Consider the following 20556-nt stretch of genomic DNA (forward strand, 5'->3'; position numbering starts at 1 on the left):
AATGAGATGATGACGGCGTGGAAATCGTGCCGAGTGCGAGGAAGCACGGCATCTCGGACGAGGACATCTCGCATGCCCTGGATCATCCGTTCCGCTATCGAGAGCAGGAGGACCGCGGGGAGCTCCGCATGCTCGTGATCGGAGCGGATCGCTCCGGGCGGCTGCTCGAGATCGTGCTCGTCCCCGCAGATGAGCCAGCACGTGTCATCCACGCGGACGTGCTCCGGCCGGGCCGGTTCGGGTACCTATGAAGGGAGAAGCGCACATGAGTGGGAGAGAAGCAGGAGCGGCTGACGAGGGCATCCAGGAGTTCATCGACAGCATCGATCCCTCGACCATGCGCGATGCTGCGCACCTCCGGCGCATCGCCGCCGCCCGGACGGCGGTGGAGGCGGCGGAGGAGGGGCTCGTCGAGGCGATCCGTGCCGCCCGGCATGCCGGTGACTCGTGGACGGCGATCGGCATGGCCTTGCGCACCTCCAAGCAGAACGCGCACCGGAAGTACGCCCCGCTGGTCGGCGAGGAGGGCGTGGGGTCCACCTCCTCGGCGAGCGGCGCAGTCGTCGACATCGAGGGCGAAGTGGTCCCCTCCGGTACTGGAGGCTGGGACATCGTCATAGCGGGATCACCATCCGCTGCGGCTCACTTCGACACCCAGGCGGAGGCCGCCGCGCGCGCTCGCGAGATCATCTGGGGGGCCGGCGGAGGGGAGGTCAGCATCCACGGTCGAGACGGTGCGGTCCGGGCTCGGACCCGGGTCCCACGCCGGGTCTCCTGAGTCCGGTCGCGAAGAGACGGGGGATGCGCTCGTCGGTGTCCTCGCCTGCCCCCGGACACGCGAGGAGCCGCCGCCCGCTCGTGCGGACGACGGCTCCTCGTCGTGCGCGGCGCCGGCACGCCGCCGGGTGGATCAGCTCGCCGCGTGCGCGCCCTGCTCCACCGTGAGCGTCTGGCTGCCCTGGCCCTGCTGCTCGTCGGACGTGACCGCGATCTTGCGCGGCTTCGCCCGCTCGCTCACCGGGATGGTGACGCTCAGCACGCCGTTGGCGTAGTGCGCCGAGATGCGCTCCGTGTCGATGCCCTGGCCGAGGGTCAGCTGGCGGAGGAAGGTGCCGGCCACGCGCTCGCGCGTCAGCCATCGCACGTTCTGGTCGCCGGCGAGCGTGCGCTCGGCGCGGATGGTGAGCAGCTGGCCGTCCACATCGATGTCGACCGAGCCCGGGTCGATGCCCGGGAGGTCGGCAGCCAGCACGTAGGTGTCGCCCTCGCGATGCAGGTCGATGGGCATCGGACGGTTCGCCTGGCGGGTCTCGGCCAGCGCGCCCATGGCGCGGTCCAGCTCGCGGAACGGATCGAAGGTCATGTTCATGCTCGACTCCTCTGATGATCTGCGGTGATGATCTCCGGGGTTGAGCCCTCTCGGCTCAACCACGTCGAGATTAGCACTCGACCCATGCGAGTGCCAAGCCGTTCGCCGAGGGCGAATGCCGCTCTCACCACCTCTTCAGGAGCGCCGGCGGAGGTCGCGCTCCATGCGGCCGATGAGGGTCCACACCGCGCGCGACAGGTCGGGGTGCTCGAGCGCGATGCCGCGCAGCAGCCGGTACTCGAAGCGCGCGACCACAGCGGCCTCCGCCGAGGGATGCCGCACGCGGGCGAGCTCCTCGGCCATCCCGTCGGCCTCCAGCGCGTCCTGCCGGAGGGTCGCGACCACGTGCTCGTCCACGGTCGGCAGCTCCGGGATCACCTCCCACGGGTCGGCGCCGTCCCGGCAGCGGTGCTCGATCACGGCGTCCAGCTCGTCGCGGGCCTCCTGGCGCAGCACCTCGAGGCTGGCGGGGAAGCGGGCGTGCACGGGCGGATCCTCTCGGGCGGCGGGCCGCTCGGCGGCGGACCCCCTCACGCTACGTCATGCCCCGGAGCGCTCCCGGCGGGATGGCCGGATGCCGTCGGTAGCCTGGAGGCCCGCCACCCAGGAGGATCCATGACCGACCACGCCCGCCCCGTCGCCCTCGTCACCGGAGCCACCCGCGGCATCGGCCGCGCCGTCGCGGAGGACCTCGCCCGCACCCATCGCGTGATCGTGCACGGCCGCGACCGCGACGTCGTCGACGCGCTCGCCGCCGCGCTCCCCGACGCCGTCGGCTGGGCCGCCGACCTCGCCGCGGGCGGCCTCGCCGACCTCGTGCCCGACCTCGACCGCCTCGACGTGCTCGTGCACTCGGCCGGCGTGATCGGCGGCGACGCCGTCGACGCGACGCCCGTCGACGAGTGGCGCCGCGTGTTCGAGATCAACGTCTTCGCGGTCGCCGAGGTGACGCGCGTCCTCCTGTCCGCGCTCCGGGCGGCGAAGGGGCAGGTCGTGCTCGTCAACTCCGGATCCGGCTTCACGGCGAGCCCCAGGGGCGGCATCTACGCGGGATCCAAGTTCGCCCTCCGCGCGCTCGGCGACGCCCTGCGCGAGGAGGAGCGCCCGCACGGCGTGCGCGTCTCGAGCGTGCACCCGGGCCGCGTCGCCACCGACATGCAGCGCGAGCTCCGGGCGAAGGAGGGCGGCGAGTACGACGAGACGCGCTACCTCGAGCCCGCGTCGGTCGCGCGCGCCGTGCGGCTCGTCGTCGACCAGACCCGCGACGGCACCCTCGAGTCGGTGTCGCTGCGCCCGTTCGGGGGCTGATCCGCGCCCGCCCGCCGGCGTAGCGTGCGGGCATGACGACCACGGCCCCCGACGACGCCTCCGGGCTCGCTGCCGCGGCCGCCCTCCTCGGCGCCACCGCGCCGATCCGCGTCGTGGGTCGCGGCTCCCTCCGCTCCGCGCTGCCCGTCACCGACCTCGTCGTGTCCTCGCTCGGGCTGCTCGGCGCCGCCGTGGCCGCGCTCCACGAGGCCGTCGGCCTGCCGGGCCCCCGCGAGGTCGTCGTCCACCGCGGCCGCGCCGAGGCGTGGTGCGGGCAGCACGTGGAGCCGGTGGGGTGGGCGCTGCCCTCGCCGTGGGATCCGCTGTCCGCCTCGTTCCCCACCCGCGACGGCTCGTGGATCCGCACGCACGCCAACGCGCCCCGGCACCGCTCCGCGCTGCTCGCGGCCGCCGGGTGCGCGCGCGACGCCGACGCCGACGCGCTCGCTCGGGCGATCGGCGGGTGGGACGCGATCGCCCTCGAGGACGCGGTCGTCGCCGCCGGCGGCGTCGCGGCCGCCCTGCGCAGCGCGGGGGAGTGGGTCGGGACGGACGCCGGCCGGGCGGTCGCCGCCGAGCCGCTCATCGCTTGCGCGGACGGAGGCCGGGACGCGCGCGCGTCGGGCTGGCGTCCCACCGCGGAGGCGCCGCTCGCCGGGATCCGCGTGCTCGACCTCACGCGCGTCATCGCCGGCCCGGCGTGCACGCAGGCGCTCGCGGCCCTCGGCGCGGACGTGCTGCGCGTGGATCCGCCCGACTGGGACGAGCCCGCCGTCCTGCCGCTCGTCATGGCGGGCAAGCGGACCGCGCGCCTCGACGCGCGGACCCCGGCCGGCCGTGCGCGCCTCGTCGAGCTGCTGGCGGGCGCCGACGTGCTCGTGCACGGCTACCGTCCCGGCGCCCTCGACGCGCTCGGATTCCCGCCCGACGAGCGGGAGCGGATCCGCCCGGGCCTCGTGGCGGCGACCGTCGACGCGTACGGGTGGTCGGGTCCGTGGGCGGGGCGACGCGGCTTCGACTCGATCGTGCAGAGCGCGTCGGGGATCGCGCACGCCGGGATGGTCGCGTCGGGCGGCGACCGGCCCGTGCCGCTGCCCGTGCAGGCGCTCGACTGGGGCACGGGGTACCTCGCGGCCGCCTGCGTCGTCGCCGGGCTGGCGCGGCGGGCCGGCTCCGGGCGCGGATCGACGTGGCGGCTCTCCCTCGCCCGCACCGCGCACGCCCTCCTCGCGCTGCCGCGCGCCGCGTCGCCGGACGCGGCCGAGGGGAGCGGGGATCCGCGGGACGAGGCACCACGGCTCGCGGCCACCCCGCTCGGCGATGTCCGCATGACGGCGTCGCCCCTGCGCGTCGGACCCGCGTCGCTCGTTCCGACCTGGATCGCCACCGGGCTCGGCGGGGATGCACCGAGCTGGCGCTGAACCGGCGGTCGCCGTCACCCCGTCCGACAGATGATCTTGACAAGAGACGATCTCTTGTGGATATGATTTCCACATGAGCTCATCCACCGCGACCCGTGACCGCGACGGCGCCGACGGCGACGTGGACGCATCCGGCATCGACTGGGGATCCGGCGGCATCGAGACGCAGCTCGGATGGTCCATCCAGGCCGTCTACCAGGGCTTCGTGCGCACCGCGTCGGCGGCCGTCGCGGACGTCCCGGGCGGCCCGCGCGGGTACCAGGTGCTCGTGGCGATCACCACGGAGGAGCCGTCGTCGCAGCTCGCGCTCGCGCAGCGCCTCGGGATCGACAAGACGCAGATGACCTACGTGATCGACGCGCTCGCCGCGGGCGGGCACGTCGAGCGGCAGCCGCATCCGCGGGATCGCCGGATCCGGCAGGTCGTGCCGACCGACGCCGGGCGCGCCCTGCTGGCGACGGCCCGCGTCGCGCTCGGCACGGTCGAGGACGGCCTGATGGGCGCCCTCGCCCCGGACGAGCGCACGGCGCTCCGTCGCCTCCTCGCCCGCGTCGCCCTCGGGATCGGCGAGGCCGCCGGCCCCGCCGCCGAGCAGTCGGACGTCGCGCGCCTCGAGCAGCCCGTCGCGGCCCCCCACCGTTCGCGCCGACCGGCGCGCCGCACCCCCCGAGATGGAGAACCCTCGTGAGCACCTCTTCTCCCGCATCCGGCCCCGTCGTCGTCGCCGGCGCCACCGGCGACCTCGGCCGCCGCATCGTCCGCGAGCTGCTCGCGGCCGGCGCGCGCGTCCGCGTCCTCACCCGGCCCGGCAGCACGGCCGCCGCCGAGGCGTGGGGCGATGACCCGCGCGTCGAGGTCGTCGAGGCGGCGTACACCGACCGGACCGCGCTGATCCGGGCGGTCGCCGGCGCGCGCGTCGTCGTGTCCGCCGTCAGCGGCGCCCGCGCGGTGATCGTGGGGGCGCAGCGCGCGCTCCTGACGGCGGCGGTCGCGGCCGGCGTGCCGCGCTTCGTCCCGTCGGACTACTCCTCCGACTACCGCCGGGTCACGCCCGGCAGCAACCGCAACTTCGAGCTGCGGCGCGAGTTCGCAGCCGACCTCGACGCGGCGCCGATCCGGGCCACCTCGGTGCTCAACGGCGCCTTCGCCGACATGCTCACCGGCCAGGCGCCCCTGGTCCTGTTCGACCGGCGCCGCGTCCTCTACTGGTCGTCCGCGGACCAGGTGCTCGACTTCACGACCAAGGACGACACGGCCCGCGTGACGGCGCTCGTCGCCCTCGACGACGACGCGCCGCGCGTGGTCGAGGTGGCCGGCGACCGGGTCTCGGCGCGCGACATCGCCCGGACGATGACGGAGATCACGGGCACGCCGTTCGCGCTGCAGTGGGCGGGGTCGACGGGCGTCCTCGCCACGGCGAGCAGCATCATGCGCCGCGTCGGCCGCGACGAGCAGGCGACGTTCCCCGCCTGGCAGGGGATGCAGTACCTCGTCAGCATGTACAGCGGCGAGGCGGAGCTCCTGCACGTGGACCGCGAGCGGTTCGGCGCGCACACGTGGACGAGCGTGCGCGACGTGCTCGCGGAGCACGTGGCGAGCCGCCGGACGAGGGCCTCCGCCTAGCCGCGCGCGACGCGCCCGGCCGGGCGTCGGACGGGCCCGCCGATGAGGCGACGCGCCCGGCCGACACGCCGCGAGGCCACGCCTCGCTGGGTGCCGCGTCCAGACGGTGGTGGGAGGGTGGGGCCGCGCCACGAGCGCCGCGGGCCGGCCGTCCGACCGCCCGCACCCGAGAACGCAAGGAGACCCATGTCTGCACGCAGCATCCAGTGGCAGCTGGCGAAGCGCCCCACCGGCGAGCCCACCCCCGACGACGTCCGCCGCGTCGAGGTCGACCTGCCCGACCTGCAGGACGGCGAGGTCCGCGTCGAGAACGAGTTCATCTCCGTCGACCCCTACATGCGCGGTCGCATGAACGACGTGCCGTCCTACGTGCCGCCGTTCCAGCTCGACGAGACCATGACGGGATCCGCCGTCGGCCGCGTCGTCGAGTCCCGCTCCGACGACCTCGCCGTCGGCACGCTCGTCAGCCACGCGCTCGGCTGGCGCGACATCGCCCAGGGCCAGGCCTCGGGCTTCCGCCCCGTCCCCGAGGTCCCCGGCGTCGCGTCCTCCGCGCACCTCGGCGTGCTCGGCCTCACGGGCCTCACCGCCTACGTCGGCCTCACCCGCATCGCCTCCATCCAGGAGGGCGACGTCGTCTTCGTGTCCGGCGCGGCCGGCGCGGTCGGCTCGATGGTCGGCCAGATCGCCCGCCTGCTCGGCGCCTCGCGCGTCGTCGGCAGCGCCGGATCCGCCGAGAAGGTCGAGCGCCTCACGTCGCACCTCGGCTTCGACGCCGCGTTCGACTACCACGGCGGCGACCTCGAGCAGAAGCTCGCGGAGGCGGCGCCCGACGGCATCGACCTCTACTTCGACAACGTCGGCGGCGACCACCTCTCCGCCGCGCTGGGCGCCCTGAAGAACGGCGGCCGCGTCGCCAACTGCGGGTCGATCTCGACCTACAACTCCACGGGCGAGGAGATCGCGATCCGCAACACGGGTCGCATCGTCACGCGCGGCCTCACGCTCCGCGGCTTCACCCTGGGCAACCACCAGGACCTCGCGCCGGAGTTCGCGTCGAAGATGGGCCCGTGGCTGGCCGAGGGCCGCATCACGGCCGACGAGACCGTGATCGACGGCATCGACCGCGCGTTCGAGGCCTTCACCGGCCTCATGCGCGGCGAGAACGTCGGGAAGATGGTCGTGCGGACCAGCGCTTCCGCCTGACCCGCACCTCCCTCGCGTCGTCCTCGGGGAGCGTCGCCGGTGCATCCGCCCGGCGCTCCTCGGCGGCCGTCGCGTCACGCCCCGAGCGCGCCTCGCGCAGGCGCCGCCCCTCGTCCTCGAGGAGGGCGCGGCGCCGCGCGAGGCGGTCGGCGCGCGTCGTGTCCCGCACCGGCAGCCGCAGCGCGTGCTCGGCCGGGATCCCCGCCTGCAGCTGCCGGGCGCGGATGATCTCCACGTCGAGCTCGCCGCCCAGCACGAGCGACAGGTTGCCGATGTAGAGCCACAGCAGCAGCACGATCACCGCGCCGAGCACCCCGTAGGTCGACTCGTAGGTCGCGATGGTCGTCACGTACCAGACGAAGCCGGCGGTGCCGAGGCCCCAGGCGACGATCGCCACGAGGCTGCCCCACGTGAGCAGGTCCACGCGGCGGCGGCGCAGGTTCGGCGTGGCCGCGTACAGCACCCCGATGATCCCCGTCAGCAGCACCACGAGCAGCGGCCACTTCACGACGGCCCACACCACGAGCGTCGTGTCGCCGAGGCCGAGCTGCTGCCCGAGCGCCCGTGCGCCGTCGTCGGTGAGCAGGAGCATGCCCACCATCACCACGCTGACGACCAGCAGCGCGACCGTCACCCCGAGCATCAGCGCGCGGTACTTCACGAGCGGCCGGCCCTCCTCCGTCTCCTGCACGCGGTTCATCGCGCGGCCGAACGCGGTGACGTAGGCCGCCGAGGTCCAGAGCGCGCCCAGGAAGCTGACCGTGAACGCGATGCCGGAGCGGGGGCCGTCGGCGAGCTGCTCGACCGGTTCGCGGATCACGTCGACCGCCGAGTCGCCCAGCACGGCGGTCAGCACGCCCAGCACGCCCTCGACGCCCGCCCGCGTGTCGCCGACGACGCCGATGAGGCTGAGCACGGCGACCGCCGCCGGCACGAGCGAGAGCGTGGAGTAGAAGGTGAGGCTCGCGGCCATGTCGATGCCGCGGTGCTTCATGAACCCGTAGACCGCCCGGCGGCACGCGTACCAGCCGAGCTCGCGACCGATGCGCTGGCGGCGGTGGAGGGCCGCCTCGTCGAGCTCGACCTGCGGCGGGGCGTCGTCGGCTGCGACGCGGCGCGGGCGGATGGGCATGCCAGCCAGTCTGACCCACGCCCGGCGCCGTGATGCTCCCGCGGACCGTCGCCGGATGGCCGCGTCCGGCCGGGTGCGCTACACAGGGGGGATGGTGCACACATCCTCCGTCGAGATCGAGCGCAAGTACGACGTCCCGGAGGGGATCCCCGTCCCGGGGTTCGTCGGGATCGAGGGTGTCGCCGAGGCGCGGCCCGCGGAGCCCGTCACTCTCGTGGCGGTCTACCTCGACACCGCCGACCACGCGCTCGCCGACCGCCGCATGATCCTCCGCCGCCGCGAGGGCGGGCACGACGCGGGCTGGCACGTGAAGCTCCCGGCCGACGGCGGCGAGGGCCGCACCGAGCTCGGCTGGCCGCTCCAGGACGGCGACGACGGCGACGGCGCGATCCCCGGCCCGGTGCTCGACCAGGTGGCGGTGCACGTCCGCGGCCGCGATCTCACGCCGCTCGCGCGCCTCGAGACCGTGCGCACCATCGTCACGCTGCACGACGCGGAGGGCAGGGCGGTCGCCGAGTTCGCCGACGACCGGGTCACCGGATCCGACGTCCGCGGCGGCACGGTGCGCGCCTGGCACGAGTGGGAGGTCGAGCTGCTGCCCGACGCGCCCGCGAAGCGGAAGCAGCGCACCGCGCTCCTCGACCGGATCGAGCGCCACGTCCTCGACGCCGGCGCCCAGCCCTCCGACAGCGCCTCCAAGCTCGCCCGCGCGCTCGGCGCCGACGCGCTCGGGCGGCAGGCGCCCGCCGGGCCCGCGCTGCCCGATCCCGCGACGCTCACGAAGGAGAGCCCCGCGTCCGACGTCGCCCGCGCGGTCCTCGCCCGCGGCGTCCGCGACCTCGTCGCCGCCGACCCGCACGTGCGCGCCGACGAGCACGACGCCGTGCACCGGATGCGCGTCGCCGTCCGCCGTCTCCGCAGCGCCCTCCGCACCCACCAGGACGTCGTCGATCCGGCCGCCACCGCACCCGTCCGCGCCGAGCTCACCGCGCTCGGCGCCGTGCTCGGCGACGCGCGCGACCTGGAGGTGCTGCGCGACCGCGTGGTCTGGTCCGTCGTGGAGCACGACACCGCGACCGTGCCCGACCACGTCGGTGACGCCCTGCACGACGTCCTCGACGAGCGCCACCGCCGCGCCCGCGAGCGCGTGCTCCGGGCGCTCTCGTCCGCGCGCTACGTCGCCCTGCTCGACGACCTCGACCGGCTGGTGGCGGATCCGCCGCTCACGCACGACGCGAGCGCCCCCGCCGGCCCCGCCCTGCACGCCGCCCTCCGCCGCGACGCCGAACGCGTCGGCCGCCGGGCCGCGGTCGCGCAGGAGGCGGTCGGCGAGGCCGCGCGCACCGAGGCGCTGCACGAGGTCCGCAAGGCCGCCAAGCGCCTCCGCTACGCCGCGGAGGAGGTGAGCGGACGCACGGTCCAGGTCCTCGGCCGGAAGGCGATGCGGCTCGCGACCGCGGCCGAGGAGGTGCACGACGAGCTCGGCGAGCACCGCGACGGCCTCGCCATGCAGCGCGTGCTCCGCGACGAGGCGAGGCGCCTCGCGGCCCGCGGCGAGGACTCCTTCGCGCTCGGCGTGCTGCACGAGGCCGAGCGCCTGCGCACGGAGTCCGCCCTGTGGCGCGCCGAGCGCGCGCTGGAGCGCCTGCTCGCGACCGCCGTCCCGGGAGCGTGAGGGCGGACCGTAAACTCGACCGGGTGACCCCCGACGCCGATCCGCCCACCCCGGCGTACGACCCGTCGGAGCTCGACGTGCGGGTCACGGGCGGCACGGTCCGGGGCGTCCGCGAGCGCGGCGTCGAGGCCTGGCGTGGGATCCCGTTCGCGGCCCCGCCCCGCGGCGATCTCCGCTTCCGGGCACCGCAGCCCGTCGTCGGCTGGGAGGGCGCGCGCTTCGCCCAGCACTTCGGCAAGGTCGCCCCGCAGGTCAGCGCCGGCGCCTTCATGGGCGCGCCGCAGGGCACGCCCATGGGGGAGGACTGCCTCACCATCAACGTCATCGCCCCGTCCGGCCTCAGCCCCGACGCCGCGCGCGTGAACCGCGAGTCGCAGCTGCGGCCCGTCATGGTCTTCATCCACGGCGGCGCGTACGTCGTCGGATCCTCGCGCGAGAACCCCGTGCAGGGCGAGGGCCTCGTCCGCCAGGGCGGCATCGTCTACGTCAGCTTCAACTACCGGCTCGGCGCGCTCGGCTACCTCGACTTCAGCCGCTATTCGAGCCCCGAGCGCCCCATCGAGTCGAACCTGGGCCTGCGCGACCAGGTGCAGGCGCTCCAGTGGGTGCGCGACAACATCCGGGCGTTCGGCGGTGATCCCGACAACGTCACGATGTTCGGCGAGTCCGCGGGCGGCAACGCCGTCACGACGCTCATGGCCGTGCCGGCCGCCCACGGGCTGTTCACCCGGGCCATCGCGCAGAGCTCGCCCACGAACGCCGTCTACCCGGCCGAGCAGACGGCGCGCTGGGCCGAGGAGTTCGTCGGCCTCCTCGCGGATCGGGCGGGCCGCGTGCCCGACGACGCCGAGGCCGTGCGCCTCCTCACCTCCGCGAGCGCGTCCACGCTGGCGGCGGCCGCGAACGAGCTCATGGTGCGGACGCCCGACCAGGAGCCCGGCACCATCACGTTCAGCCCCGTCATCGACGGCGACGTGCTGCCGGAGCGCCCGCTCGACGCCTTCAAGCACGGTCGCGCGGCCCGGGTGCCGCTCATCATCGGCACCAACGAGCGCGAGGGATCCCTGTTCACCGGCCGCCTCGACATCCTCGCGACGACGCCGCCGCGCATCGAGGCCGTGTTCGCGAAGACCGACGAGGGCCACCGCGAGGAGCTGGCCGCGCTCTACCCGGGCCTCCCGAAGCGCCGGGCCGCGCTCGACTTCGGCGGCGACTACGCCTTCTGGTTCCCGTCGATCAAGGTCGCCGAGCGCCACGCCCGCTACGCGCCCGTGCACTTCTACCGCTTTGACATCGCGCCGCGCCTCGTGCGCCTCATGGGGCTCGACGCCACGCACGGGCTCGAGCTGTTCGCGCTGTTCGACCGGATGGACTCGATGCTCGGCCGCGGCATGACCCTCCTCGGCGGCCGGCGCGCGTTCGTCGCGGCGGGGGAGCGGATGCGCATCGCCTGGCTCCGCTTCGCGCAGGACGGGACCGTCGACGAGTCCTGGCCGCCCTACGTCGGCGGCGACGACGAGGCGCCGGGCGCCGGGGCGTCGACCTCCGCGTCGGGGGAGCGCGCGACCCTGGTCTTCGACGTGGTCGACCGGGTCGAGCACGACCCGCACGCCGAGCGCCGCGTCGCGTGGCGGGACTTCGTGCCGCACATCTGAGCCGGCCGCGGCCGCGGTGTCGAGGGATGTTCACCTGCCCGACATCCGGCGGTCGCCGTTCGAGGTGGCCGTGTGCAGGCCGTTAGGATCGACGACTGTGACATCCGCTCGAGGGATCCGGTAGTGGATCTCACCCTCATCGTCGTCCTGGTCATCGCGCTGGCGCTGTTCTTCGACTTCACCAACGGCTTCCACGACACGGCGAACGCGATGGCGACCCCCATCGCGACGGGTGCGCTGAAGCCGCGGGTGGCCGTCGCCATCGCCGCGGTCCTCAACCTCGTGGGCGCGTTCCTCAGCACCGAGGTCGCGAAGACCGTGTCCGGCGGCATCATCCGCGAGGGCGACGGCGGCGTGCAGATCACGCCGACCATGATCTTTGCGGGGCTGATGGGCGCCATCGTCTGGAACCTCGTCACGTGGCTCCGCGGGCTCCCGTCGAGCTCCAGCCACGCGCTGTTCGGCGGCCTCATCGGCGCGGCGGTCGTGGGCGCGGGGCTCGGCTCGGTCGACTTCGGCGTCGTGCTGTCGAAGGTGATCCTCCCGGCGCTGCTCGCCCCCGCGATCGCCGGCCTCATCGCGTACACGACGACCAAGCTGGCCTACTCGATCACGCGCCGCTCGAGCGGCCCGAACGAGCGCGGAGGCTTCCGCTACGGCCAGATCTTCACGTCGTCGCTCGTGGCCCTCGCCCACGGCACCAACGACGCGCAGAAGACCATGGGCATCATCACCCTCACGCTCATCGCGGGCGGCTTCCAGGCCGCGGGCTCTGGCCCCGCATTCTGGGTCATCGCGGTGTGCGCCGTCGCCATCGCGCTGGGCACCTACATGGGCGGCTGGCGCATCATCCGCACGATGGGCTCCGGCCTCACCGAGGTCAAGCCCGCGCAGGGCTTCAGCGCCGAGGCGTCGACCGCGGCCACCATCCTCGCGTCCAGCCACCTCGGCTTCGCGCTCTCGACCACGCAGGTGGCGTCCGGGTCCGTCATCGGCTCGGGCCTCGGACGCCGTGGCGCGTCCGTGCGCTGGAACACGGTCGGCAAGATCGCGCTCGGCTGGCTGCTCACGCTGCCGTCGGCCGCGATCGTGGGCGCGGTCGCCGCGCTCATCGCGAGCACCGGCACGGTCGGCTTCGTCATCGACGCGGTCGTGGGCGTCGCCGTGATCGTCTGGATCTTCTGGCGCTCGCGTCGGAACGCGGTCGACGCGCGCAACGCCATCGTCGAGGTCGACGCCGCTGGATTCGCGGTGCGCGGACGCAAGGCCACCAAGGCCGCCCGGAAGGCCAGGGAGGCCGCATGATCGACTGGAGCGCGTTCCTCGTCGTCGCCGTGGCGGCCCTCGTGGGCGCCGTCGCGGTGGTGTGCCTCTTCGCGCTCGGCGTGCGGCTGCTGGCCGTCGGCACCGAGTACGACGACGAGGGCGACAAGGTCTCGGTCACGGGCATCCGCCCGCAGGCCGCGACCGTGGGCGGCTACGTCTGCTTCGCCCTCAGCGGCCTCGCCGTGCTCTACGGCGTCTACCTCATCATCCCGGCCCTGCACTCCTGACCCGCGGGCGCCGCAGCCGGGCTTCTCCCCACCGCGCCCCCGCCCCTAGGCTCGATCCCGTCCCGACAAGGTCGTCGGCTCCTCTCCCTCCCGTCGTCCGACCCGACCCCTCGCGGAAGAAGCCCATGACCGAAGCACGCACGTCGTCCCCCGCCCCCGTCCCCGAGACCACGGGAGGGCGCGGCGCGCTCGACCGGTTCTTCGAGATCACGAAGCGCGGATCCACCTACGCGCGCGAGATCCGCGGCGGCGTCCTCACCTTCGTGACGATGGCGTACATCGTCGTGCTCAACCCGCTGATCCTCGGCGGCTTCAGCGCGGACGCGGCCACGCTCGACGTCGAGGGCAACTGGCTGCGGGCCTCGCAGGTGGGAGCCGCGACGGCCCTCACCGCGGGCGTCATGACGATCCTGTTCGGCCTCGTCGCGCGCCTCCCGTTCGCGTTCGCGGCGGGCCTCGGCATCAACTCCTTCCTCGCGGTGAGCGTGGTCGGCGAGGTCACCTGGCCGGAGGCGATGGGCCTCGTGGTCATCAACGGCCTCGTGATCGTGCTGCTCGCCACCACGGGCCTGCGCACGCTGATCTTCCGCGCCGTCCCGCGGGAGCTGAAGACCGCCATCACGGTGGGCATCGGCCTCTTCATCGCGTTCATCGGATTCGTCGACTCCGGCTTCGTGCGGGGCACGGGCGTGCCCGCGTCGCCGCTCGCGCTCGGGATCGACGGCTCCATCGCGTCGCTGCCGACCGTGGTCTTCATCCTCGGCCTCGTGATCATGGGCGTGCTCATGGCCCGCCGCGTGCCGGGAGCGCTGCTCATCGGGATCGTCGCGACCACGCTCATCGCCATCGTCGTGGAGCAGGTCTTCCACATCGGCCCGTCGAACACCTCCGGCGCCACCGGCTGGAACCTCAACGCGCCCGTGCTGCCCGGCACGCCCGTGTCGCTGCCGGACCTCGGCCTCGTCGGCGCGTTCGACTTCGGCGCGTTCGGCCGCATCGGCATCATCTCGAGCCTCATGCTCGTCTTCACGCTGGTGTTCACGAACTTCTTCGACGCGATGGGCACCATGACGGGCCTCGCCAAGGCGGCCGACCTCTCGGACGAGCGCGGCGACTTCCCCCGCCTCAAGGGCGCGCTGGTCGTCGAGGGCTTCGGCGCGGTCGCGGGCGGCGCCACGTCGAGCTCGTCGAACACGGTCTTCATCGAGTCGGCCTCCGGCATCGGCGAGGGCGCCCGCACGGGCCTCGCGTCGATGGTCACCGGCGTGCTGTTCCTCCTCGCGATGTTCTTCACGCCGCTCACGCAGGTCGTGCCGCTCGAGGTCGCGGCCGCCGCGCTCGTCATCGTCGGCACGCTCATGGCGTCGCAGATCCGCGACATCGTGTGGACCGACTTCTCGGTCGCGCTGCCCGTGTTCCTCACCGTGCTCGTCATGCCGCTGACCTACTCGATCGCCAACGGCATCGGCGTCGGCTTCCTCTCCTGGGTCCTCGTGCGCTCGTTCTCCGGCCGCGTGCGCGAGGTGTCGCCGCTGCTGTGGGTGGTCTCGGCGGGCTTCCTGGTCTTCTTCGCGCGCGGCCCGATCGAGCAGCTGCTGGGGGTCTGACCGCCGGGATCGCCGTCGTGGACCCGCGTCGGGACGGCGACGCTGGAGGCGACGCCCGAAGGGGCGGGCGCGATGTCCCTGCCGTCGGACGTACGGTCGGAGCCATGAGCACAGCTGACGCCGCATCCCTCATCGAGTCGCCGATCGCACCCCCGCTGCAGGGCTACTACGCCCCCCTCCAGCTCGCCGCTTCGGACCGGGGCTCGGACGCCGACCTGAACTTCATGGTGTCCGTGCCGGACATCGCCGACCAGGAGGCGTTCTTCGCGGCCGGGTGGAAGTCGACGGGGTACTACGGCGCGGGTTGGCGCAAGGGCCAGTCGCCACCGGAGATCGACGGAACCGCCCGGGGATTGTGCGTGAGGGCGTCGTCGTCCGACACCACGGCGCCCCTCGCATCGAACGGGACGGGCGATCGCGTCTGGTACGACACGAATCGCGCCCGGACGAGTCTCGAACTCTGGTCAGCGGATCCGCCCGCGGGCTACGTCAAGATCAGCGACACCACCGGCCAGATCGGGCCCTACTACGCATTCGTCCGGGCGGACCTCTGCGAGGCGCTCGGCGGGGTCGAATCGGCGTGGAACGATCACGGCACGGGCTCTGACGTGGGGGCGAGCGTGTGGACGTGGGTGTCGCCGGGCGAGGGGCCCAATCGCGGTCAGGTGCCGTGGCGCGTGGATCCGGGGTACGACACGCCGACCTGGACGCCGCATCGGATCGCCGCGAGCGCGATGACCATCGTCGACGAGACGCAGCTCCTGCTGCCGTTCTGACCTCCGCCTCGCGGGACGGAGCGGGTCGGCGGGCGGGTGTCCCCTGCTCAGTCGGCGGACGCCGCCTGGCGCACGGCGGGGGAGCCGTCGGCATGCGGCACGGCGGGCAGGCCGTCGCCCGGCTCCGCGGGCGGCCGGAACACCACGAGCCGGTACAGCGTGAAGTTCCACACGAGGCCGATGAGCACCGCGGTGGCCTTCGCGATGTTGATCTCGAGGAACTCCTGCTCCGCGCTCGTGCCGAACGTCAGGAGCGAGCGGCCGAAGGTCGTGTCGAAGCCGCGCTCGAAGAGCCAGATGACGCCGCTCTGCAGGAGCAGCGAGCTGAAGCCCGTGACCGCGAAGAAGCGCAGGAACCGCCCCCACGTGACGGGCTCGCCGTGGCGGAACACGAAGAAGTGGTTGAGGAAGTACGAGATGGTGATGCCGACCGTGACCGAGATCAGGTTCGCGGCGAGCACGGGCATGTGCGCCACGAGGATCAGCGCGTTGAGCAGCACGAAGTCGAGGCCCGTGTTGAGGAGCCCGGCGATGAGGAAGCGGACGCGGCGGTCGGCGAGGAGCTTCGTCACGCTGATCCTCCCGGCACCCGGCGCGGTCGCCGGTGGGTTCGGCGGGTGCGCACGGCGTCAGGGCGCCGGGCCTCTCGAAGTGTAACAAGCGGATAACGGACGACGGCCGTCCCGCGCGGTCGGATCCGCGGTCGCTGGCTAGACTCGACGAGGCCCGAATCCGGGTCATCCCCCGATTCGGAGACGGAACCACCAGCTTGAGCAGTCTCACGATCGTGATCCCCACCTACGAGGAGGCGCGCAACGTCGGGGAGCTGCTGCCCCGACTCGCGGCCATGGCGGCGGAGAACGCCGACTTCACGATCACGGCGATGATCGTCGACGACTCCTCGCCGGACGGCACCGCCGACCTCGCCCGGTCGCTCGCGTCGAGCGTCGAGACCGACACGTTCCGCGTGCGGGTCGAGACCCGCGCGGAGAAGGCGGGCCTCGGGGCGGCGTACATCTGGGCGTTCGAGAAGCTGCTCGGGTCCGACGAGCCGCCCACGCACATCCTGCAGATGGACGCCGACCTCTCGCACGACCCCGCCTACATCACCGAGATGCTGCGACGGGTCCGCGGCGGAGCCGACCTCGTGGTGGCCTCGCGCTACATCCGCGGCGGCGCGACGCCCGACTGGAACCTCAAGCGCCGGTTCCTCAGCGTGGGAGGCAACCTCTACACCCGCCTGTTCCTCGGCTCGCGGATCACCGACTACACGGGCGGCTTCAACCTCTACGAGACGCAGCTGCTCCGGTCGATCACGCCGTCCACCATCACGACGACGGGCTACGGCTTCCAGATCGAGATGAAGCAGCGCGCGCTGAAGCTCGCGACGCGGCCGACCGAGGTGGCGATCGTGTTCATGGACCGCACCGAGGGCGAGTCGAAGATCCCGAGCGACACGCTCGTGAAGAACCTGCTGCTCGTGCTGCAGCTGCGCTTCGGGCTCCGTCGCGGCTGACGCGCCCGGCCCGCGCGACCGGTCCGGCGCCCGGCTCAGGCCTCGGGTGCGAACCGCGGATCGTCGGGCGCGCGCTGGTGCGGCCGGGCCGGCGCGATGATCGTGCCGCGGCGCCCGCGCTCGTCGACCACCGGATCGCGCGCGCCCAGCGCCTGCGAACGCGTGAGCCCGTGGCGCGCCCAGTACGCGGCGGTCCACGCGCAGATCAGGCCGTCGAGCAGGTCCTCGAGGTGCTTGTGCTGCCGCTCCACGATCGCGGGGCCCTCCGCGACGAGCGCGGCCGCGCGCGGGTGCGTCGCGACGTCGAGCGGCGGATCCGCGGACGCCAGCCCGGCGACCGCGTCGAGCACCACGCGGAACTCAGCCGCGCGATGGGGCCGGCGCTCCGCCGTCGCGAGCAGTGGCGCGAGGCGCTTGTACCGCGGCTTGGGACCCGCGAACCCGAGCTCGGGCGCGCCGACGAGCGTGGTGTACGGGTAGCACTCGAGCATCGTGCGGGCACCGGCGTCGCGCGCGACACCCGACCCGTCGTCGTACTCCCAGCCCGCGTCCTCCAGCCTCCGCCGCAGCGCGACCGCGCCCTGCGCCGGCCGTCCCGTGTTCGACGGGTAGGCGGAGATCCCGAGGCGGCCGTAGCGGGACGCCACCTCCTTCTCCGCGAGCCGGCTGCCGGTGGCGTTGGCGACGACGAGCGGCCCGTCGACCGCGGCGACCGCGCCGGGGCCCTCCCAGCGGGCGACCCAGGCGACCACCTCGTCGATCCCGCGGGCCGTCACGAGGTCGAGGACACGGCCCGACGCGTCGATGCAGGCGAGCCCCGTCTCGCGCGCCGGGCGGGCCGCCGTGCCCTCCGCCCAGGCGAGGTCGATCCCGAGGAAGCGGCGCATCCGACGAGCCTATCCGCGGGCCGGGGCGGCCTCGGCGGGGTCCCGGGCCGCTAGTAGGGTCGAAGGATCCTCATGCCACGAGCGACGAGACGACGGAGCCTCCACCATGACCGCTGCCAGCCCGAACGACGACCGCATCCCGACCCCGGACGGCCACCCCGTCCGGACCGAGACCGACAGCCTGGGGAGCATGGACGTCCCCGCCGACGCCTACTGGGGGATCCACACGGCGCGCGCGCTGGAGAACTTCCCCATCAGCCTCCGGCCGCTCAGCGTCTACCCGGAGTTCGTCGTCGCCCTCGCGCAGGTGAAGCAGGCCGCGGCCCGCGCCAACGTGCAGATCGGCGTGCTCGACGCGCGGAAGGCGAAGCAGATCGACGAGGTGTGCACCGAGATCATCGCGGGGCACCTGCACGACCAGTTCGTGGTCGGCGTGATCCAGGGCGGCGCCGGCACGAGCACCAACATGAACACCAACGAGGTCATCGCGAACCGCGCCCTCGAGCGGGCCGGCCACGCGCTCGGCGACTACCAGCACATGCACCCGCTCGACGACGTGAACCGCAGCCAGTCGACGAACGACACGTACCCGACCGCGCTCAAGGTCGCCCTCATCCACTCGCTGCTGCAGACGCTCGACGAGCTCGACCTCCTGCGCCGCTCGTTCCTCGCGAAGGGCGCGCAGTTCTCGCAGGTGCTCAAGGTCGGCCGCACGCAGCTGCAGGACGCCGTGCCGATGACGCTCGGCCAGGAGTTCCACGGCTTCGCCACCACGCTGGGCGAGGACCACGCGCGGCTCGGCGAGCTGGTGCCGCTGCTGTCGGAGATCAACCTCGGCGCGACGGCCATCGGCACGGGCATCACGGCGGATCCGAACTACGCGGCGGCCGTGCGCGGGCACCTCAGCGCCATCACGGGCTACACGCTCGTCACCGCGAGCGACCTCATCGAGGCGACGAGCGACGCGGGCGTCTTCATGACGCTGTCCTCGACGCTCAAGCGCGGTGCCATCAAGCTGTCGAAGATCTGCAACGACCTGCGGCTGCTGTCGTCGGGGCCGCAGGCGGGCCTCGGCGAGATCAACCTGCCGCCGCGCCAGGCGGGGTCGAGCATCATGCCCGGCAAGGTCAACCCGGTGATCCCCGAGGTCGTCAACCAGGTCGCGTTCTCCATCGCGGGCGCCGACGTGACGGTGACCATGGCGGCCGAGGGCGGGCAGCTGCAGCTCAACGCGTTCGAGCCGGTCATCGCGCACTCGCTGCTGCAGTCGCTGAGCTGGCTGCGGAACGCGGCGAAGACGCTGCGCGTGAACTGCATCGACGGGATCACCGCCAACACCGAGCGGCTCGCGGCGCAGGTGGAGTCGTCGGTCGGCGTCGTCACCGCGCTCACGCCCTACATCGGGTACGCCGCCTCGTCCAGCCTCGCGAAGACGGCGCTCATGACGAGCGCGTCGATCCCGGACCTCGTCGTGGAGGCGGGCCTCATGACGCGGACGCAGGTGGAGAAGATCCTCGCGCCCGACCGGCTCTCCGGGCTCGAGCCGGTGACGGCGGCCATGTCCGTCATCACGCCCGAGATGCTCGCGGCCCACGCGGCCCAGGAGGGCGGCCAGGCCGACTGACCCGTCCGGGACGACGACAGCGCGCCGCGGCCCGAGGGCGGCGGCGCGCTGTCGCGTGCGGGTGTCGTGCGAGCGGTGAGGCGTGAGGCGTCAGGCGTCAGGCCTCTTCGCCCGAGGTGCGTGCCGGGGTGGTGCCGGTCGCGTCGTCGGCGGGGGCGTCGTGCGCGGGCTCCTCTCGGTGCACGGATCCGGCGATGTCGCCCGGGGTCGGCAGGTGCGCGGCTTCCGTGGCCTTCGGGGCCGTCTTCGGCGTGGGCGCGGCCTTCTTCGGGGCGGGCTTCGGCTTCGCCGGGGCGGGTGTCGGCGCTGCGGGCTCCGTGTCCCCGGCGATCGGGACGGGACCGGTCTCGTCCTCGTCGTCGAAGGACGCGAGCGCCTCGTCGCGGGCCTCGGCCGCGGTGAAGACGGCGCGGCGGCCGGCCTCCTCGCCGCGCTCGCGGAGGTCCTCTGCCGTGGCCTGGACGCGCGTGCGCGCCTCCTCGGCGCCCTCGACGACGCGGTCGCGCACGTCCTCCGCCGTCTCGGCGACGCGGTGGCCGACCTCGGTGGCCTGCTGGCCGACGCGGTCGACGACGTGCTTGGTCTGGTCGGCCGTGCGGGTGCCGAGGTCCTTGGCGGTGTCGCCGACCCGGCCCGCGATGTCCTGCGTGGTGCTGCCGACGCGGCCCGCGACATCCTGCGTCGTCGTGCCGATGCGCTCGCCCACTGTGTGCGCCGTGCGGCCGACGGCGACGGCGGCGCCCTGCACCGCGTGGCCGACGAAGTCCGCGACCTCGCGGGCCGTCTCGACGGTGCGCTCGACCACGACGGGGCCCTTCTCGTCGAGCACCGTCTGCGCCTGGCGGACGCCGCGCTGGACGGGCTCGCTCGCCCACACGGAGCGCGACGTGCGCGCGATCCCCTCGTAGCGCTTGCGCCCGGCGCGCGCGCCGAGGACGTATCCGGTGCCGATGCCGGCGAGGAAGAGGAGACGGTTGATCATGCGTCGAGCCTAGACGCGACGGACGTGCGTCGGCCGGGAGCGGCTACGCGTCCGTCCCGCCCCGACGGCCGGTGGCGTCGTGCAATTCATCCGTCTCGGGATCGACGGCGTCGGGCGCCGACACGTCGGCGTCCTCGGGGATCGAGTGGTCGTGGATCGGGTCCTGCGGCTGGTCGGTCATGCGATCGAGCCTACGCGCGGGCGGTCGGCCGACCGGGTCAC

General features: G+C 73.8%; 22 protein-coding genes. 15 read left to right on the forward strand and 7 right to left on the reverse strand.

Going from position 1 to position 20556, the window contains the following annotated elements; all coding sequences use genetic code 11:
• The first annotated feature begins 17 nt into the window (after positions 1 to 17).
• Positions 18 to 251, forward strand: a complete 234-nt coding sequence (locus ITJ44_RS12870) for a BrnT family toxin (RefSeq protein ID WP_194635948.1) — start codon at positions 18 to 20, stop codon at positions 249 to 251.
• On the forward strand, positions 248 to 778 hold the full coding sequence (locus ITJ44_RS15925) for a DUF2188 domain-containing protein (RefSeq protein WP_228495048.1): 531 nt from the start codon (positions 248 to 250) through the stop codon (positions 776 to 778). Before ITJ44_RS12870 ends, ITJ44_RS15925 begins: the two co-directional genes overlap by 4 nt.
• Positions 779 to 910: 132 nt before the next feature.
• Here ITJ44_RS15925 and ITJ44_RS12880 read toward each other — a convergent pair whose 3' ends face one another.
• Both ITJ44_RS12880 and ITJ44_RS12885 read right to left on the reverse strand, forming a co-directional pair.
• Entirely contained in the window at positions 911 to 1369 is a 459-nt protein-coding gene (locus tag ITJ44_RS12880; protein ID WP_194635949.1) for an Hsp20/alpha crystallin family protein, read from the reverse strand.
• A gap of 135 nt (positions 1370 to 1504) precedes the next feature.
• On the reverse strand, positions 1505 to 1855 hold the full coding sequence (locus ITJ44_RS12885) for a hypothetical protein (RefSeq protein WP_194635950.1): 351 nt from the start codon (positions 1853 to 1855) through the stop codon (positions 1505 to 1507).
• A 129-nt stretch (positions 1856 to 1984) separates the two neighbouring features.
• On the opposite strand from ITJ44_RS12885, the gene ITJ44_RS12890 reads away from it, so the two are divergent.
• The 5 genes from ITJ44_RS12890 (at position 1985) to ITJ44_RS12910 (ending at position 6927) form a co-directional block, all read left to right on the forward strand.
• Positions 1985 to 2677, forward strand: a complete 693-nt coding sequence (locus ITJ44_RS12890; protein WP_194635951.1) for an SDR family oxidoreductase — start codon at positions 1985 to 1987, stop codon at positions 2675 to 2677.
• A gap of 32 nt (positions 2678 to 2709) precedes the next feature.
• Entirely contained in the window at positions 2710 to 4098 is a 1389-nt protein-coding gene (locus ITJ44_RS12895; protein ID WP_194635952.1) for a CoA transferase, read from the forward strand.
• A gap of 73 nt (positions 4099 to 4171) precedes the next feature.
• The gene (locus ITJ44_RS12900) at positions 4172 to 4786 is read left to right on the forward strand and encodes a MarR family winged helix-turn-helix transcriptional regulator (protein ID WP_194635953.1); all 615 of its coding nucleotides are present in this window, start codon (positions 4172 to 4174) and stop codon (positions 4784 to 4786) included.
• Complete coding sequence (locus ITJ44_RS12905) at positions 4783 to 5721, forward strand: NmrA family NAD(P)-binding protein (protein WP_194635954.1); 939 nt, start codon at positions 4783 to 4785, stop codon at positions 5719 to 5721. Before ITJ44_RS12900 ends, ITJ44_RS12905 begins: the two co-directional genes overlap by 4 nt.
• Positions 5722 to 5907: 186 nt before the next feature.
• Positions 5908 to 6927 (forward strand): NADP-dependent oxidoreductase, encoded by a 1020-nt coding sequence (locus ITJ44_RS12910; RefSeq protein WP_194635955.1) that lies wholly within the window; start codon positions 5908 to 5910, stop codon positions 6925 to 6927.
• Here ITJ44_RS12910 and ITJ44_RS12915 read toward each other — a convergent pair.
• Positions 6872 to 8059 (reverse strand): YihY/virulence factor BrkB family protein, encoded by a 1188-nt coding sequence (locus tag ITJ44_RS12915; RefSeq protein WP_194635956.1) that lies wholly within the window; start codon positions 8057 to 8059, stop codon positions 6872 to 6874. The genes ITJ44_RS12910 and ITJ44_RS12915 overlap by 56 nt on opposite strands.
• 91 nt (positions 8060 to 8150) lie before the next feature.
• On the opposite strand from ITJ44_RS12915, the gene ITJ44_RS12920 reads away from it, so the two are divergent.
• The 6 genes from ITJ44_RS12920 (at position 8151) to ITJ44_RS12945 (ending at position 15325) form a co-directional block, all read left to right on the forward strand.
• Complete coding sequence (locus tag ITJ44_RS12920) at positions 8151 to 9734, forward strand: CYTH and CHAD domain-containing protein (RefSeq protein WP_194635957.1); 1584 nt, start codon at positions 8151 to 8153, stop codon at positions 9732 to 9734.
• A 23-nt stretch (positions 9735 to 9757) separates the two neighbouring features.
• Positions 9758 to 11389, forward strand: coding sequence for a carboxylesterase/lipase family protein (locus tag ITJ44_RS12925; protein ID WP_370551696.1), 1632 nt, complete (start codon positions 9758 to 9760; stop codon positions 11387 to 11389).
• A 123-nt stretch (positions 11390 to 11512) separates the two neighbouring features.
• Entirely contained in the window at positions 11513 to 12694 is a 1182-nt protein-coding gene (locus ITJ44_RS12930) for an inorganic phosphate transporter (protein ID WP_194635959.1), read from the forward strand.
• Complete coding sequence (locus tag ITJ44_RS12935; protein ID WP_194635960.1) at positions 12691 to 12942, forward strand: hypothetical protein; 252 nt, start codon at positions 12691 to 12693, stop codon at positions 12940 to 12942. Before ITJ44_RS12930 ends, ITJ44_RS12935 begins: the two co-directional genes overlap by 4 nt.
• A 125-nt stretch (positions 12943 to 13067) precedes the next feature.
• Positions 13068 to 14549 (forward strand): NCS2 family permease, encoded by a 1482-nt coding sequence (locus ITJ44_RS12940; RefSeq protein ID WP_194635961.1) that lies wholly within the window; start codon positions 13068 to 13070, stop codon positions 14547 to 14549.
• A gap of 104 nt (positions 14550 to 14653) precedes the next feature.
• Positions 14654 to 15325 (forward strand): hypothetical protein, encoded by a 672-nt coding sequence (locus ITJ44_RS12945; RefSeq protein WP_194635962.1) that lies wholly within the window; start codon positions 14654 to 14656, stop codon positions 15323 to 15325.
• A gap of 47 nt (positions 15326 to 15372) precedes the next feature.
• Here ITJ44_RS12945 and ITJ44_RS12950 read toward each other — a convergent pair whose 3' ends face one another.
• Positions 15373 to 15897, reverse strand: coding sequence for a GtrA family protein (locus ITJ44_RS12950; RefSeq protein WP_194635963.1), 525 nt, complete (start codon positions 15895 to 15897; stop codon positions 15373 to 15375).
• A 197-nt stretch (positions 15898 to 16094) separates the two neighbouring features.
• Here ITJ44_RS12950 and ITJ44_RS12955 point away from each other — a divergent pair, with 197 nt between their 5' ends.
• A complete protein-coding gene (locus tag ITJ44_RS12955) occupies positions 16095 to 16841 on the forward strand; it encodes a polyprenol monophosphomannose synthase (protein ID WP_194635964.1) in 747 nt (248 codons plus the stop codon).
• 35 nt (positions 16842 to 16876) lie between these two features.
• Here ITJ44_RS12955 and ITJ44_RS12960 read toward each other — a convergent pair whose 3' ends face one another.
• On the reverse strand, positions 16877 to 17728 hold the full coding sequence (locus tag ITJ44_RS12960; protein ID WP_194635965.1) for a DUF429 domain-containing protein: 852 nt from the start codon (positions 17726 to 17728) through the stop codon (positions 16877 to 16879).
• A 106-nt stretch (positions 17729 to 17834) separates the two neighbouring features.
• On the opposite strand from ITJ44_RS12960, the gene ITJ44_RS12965 reads away from it, so the two are divergent.
• The gene (locus ITJ44_RS12965) at positions 17835 to 19352 is read left to right on the forward strand and encodes an aspartate ammonia-lyase (RefSeq protein WP_194635966.1); all 1518 of its coding nucleotides are present in this window, start codon (positions 17835 to 17837) and stop codon (positions 19350 to 19352) included.
• 97 nt (positions 19353 to 19449) lie between these two features.
• Here the strand turns inward: ITJ44_RS12965 and ITJ44_RS12970 are convergent, their stop codons facing one another.
• A complete protein-coding gene (locus ITJ44_RS12970) occupies positions 19450 to 20334 on the reverse strand; it encodes an apolipoprotein A1/A4/E family protein (RefSeq protein ID WP_194635967.1) in 885 nt (294 codons plus the stop codon).
• A 43-nt stretch (positions 20335 to 20377) separates the two neighbouring features.
• A complete protein-coding gene (locus tag ITJ44_RS12975; protein ID WP_194635968.1) occupies positions 20378 to 20515 on the reverse strand; it encodes a hypothetical protein in 138 nt (45 codons plus the stop codon).
• Positions 20516 to 20556: the final 41 nt, after the last annotated feature.

This window comes from Clavibacter sp. VKM Ac-2873 (genome assembly GCF_015351075.1).
Classification (GTDB): Bacteria; Actinomycetota; Actinomycetes; order Actinomycetales; family Microbacteriaceae; genus Clavibacter.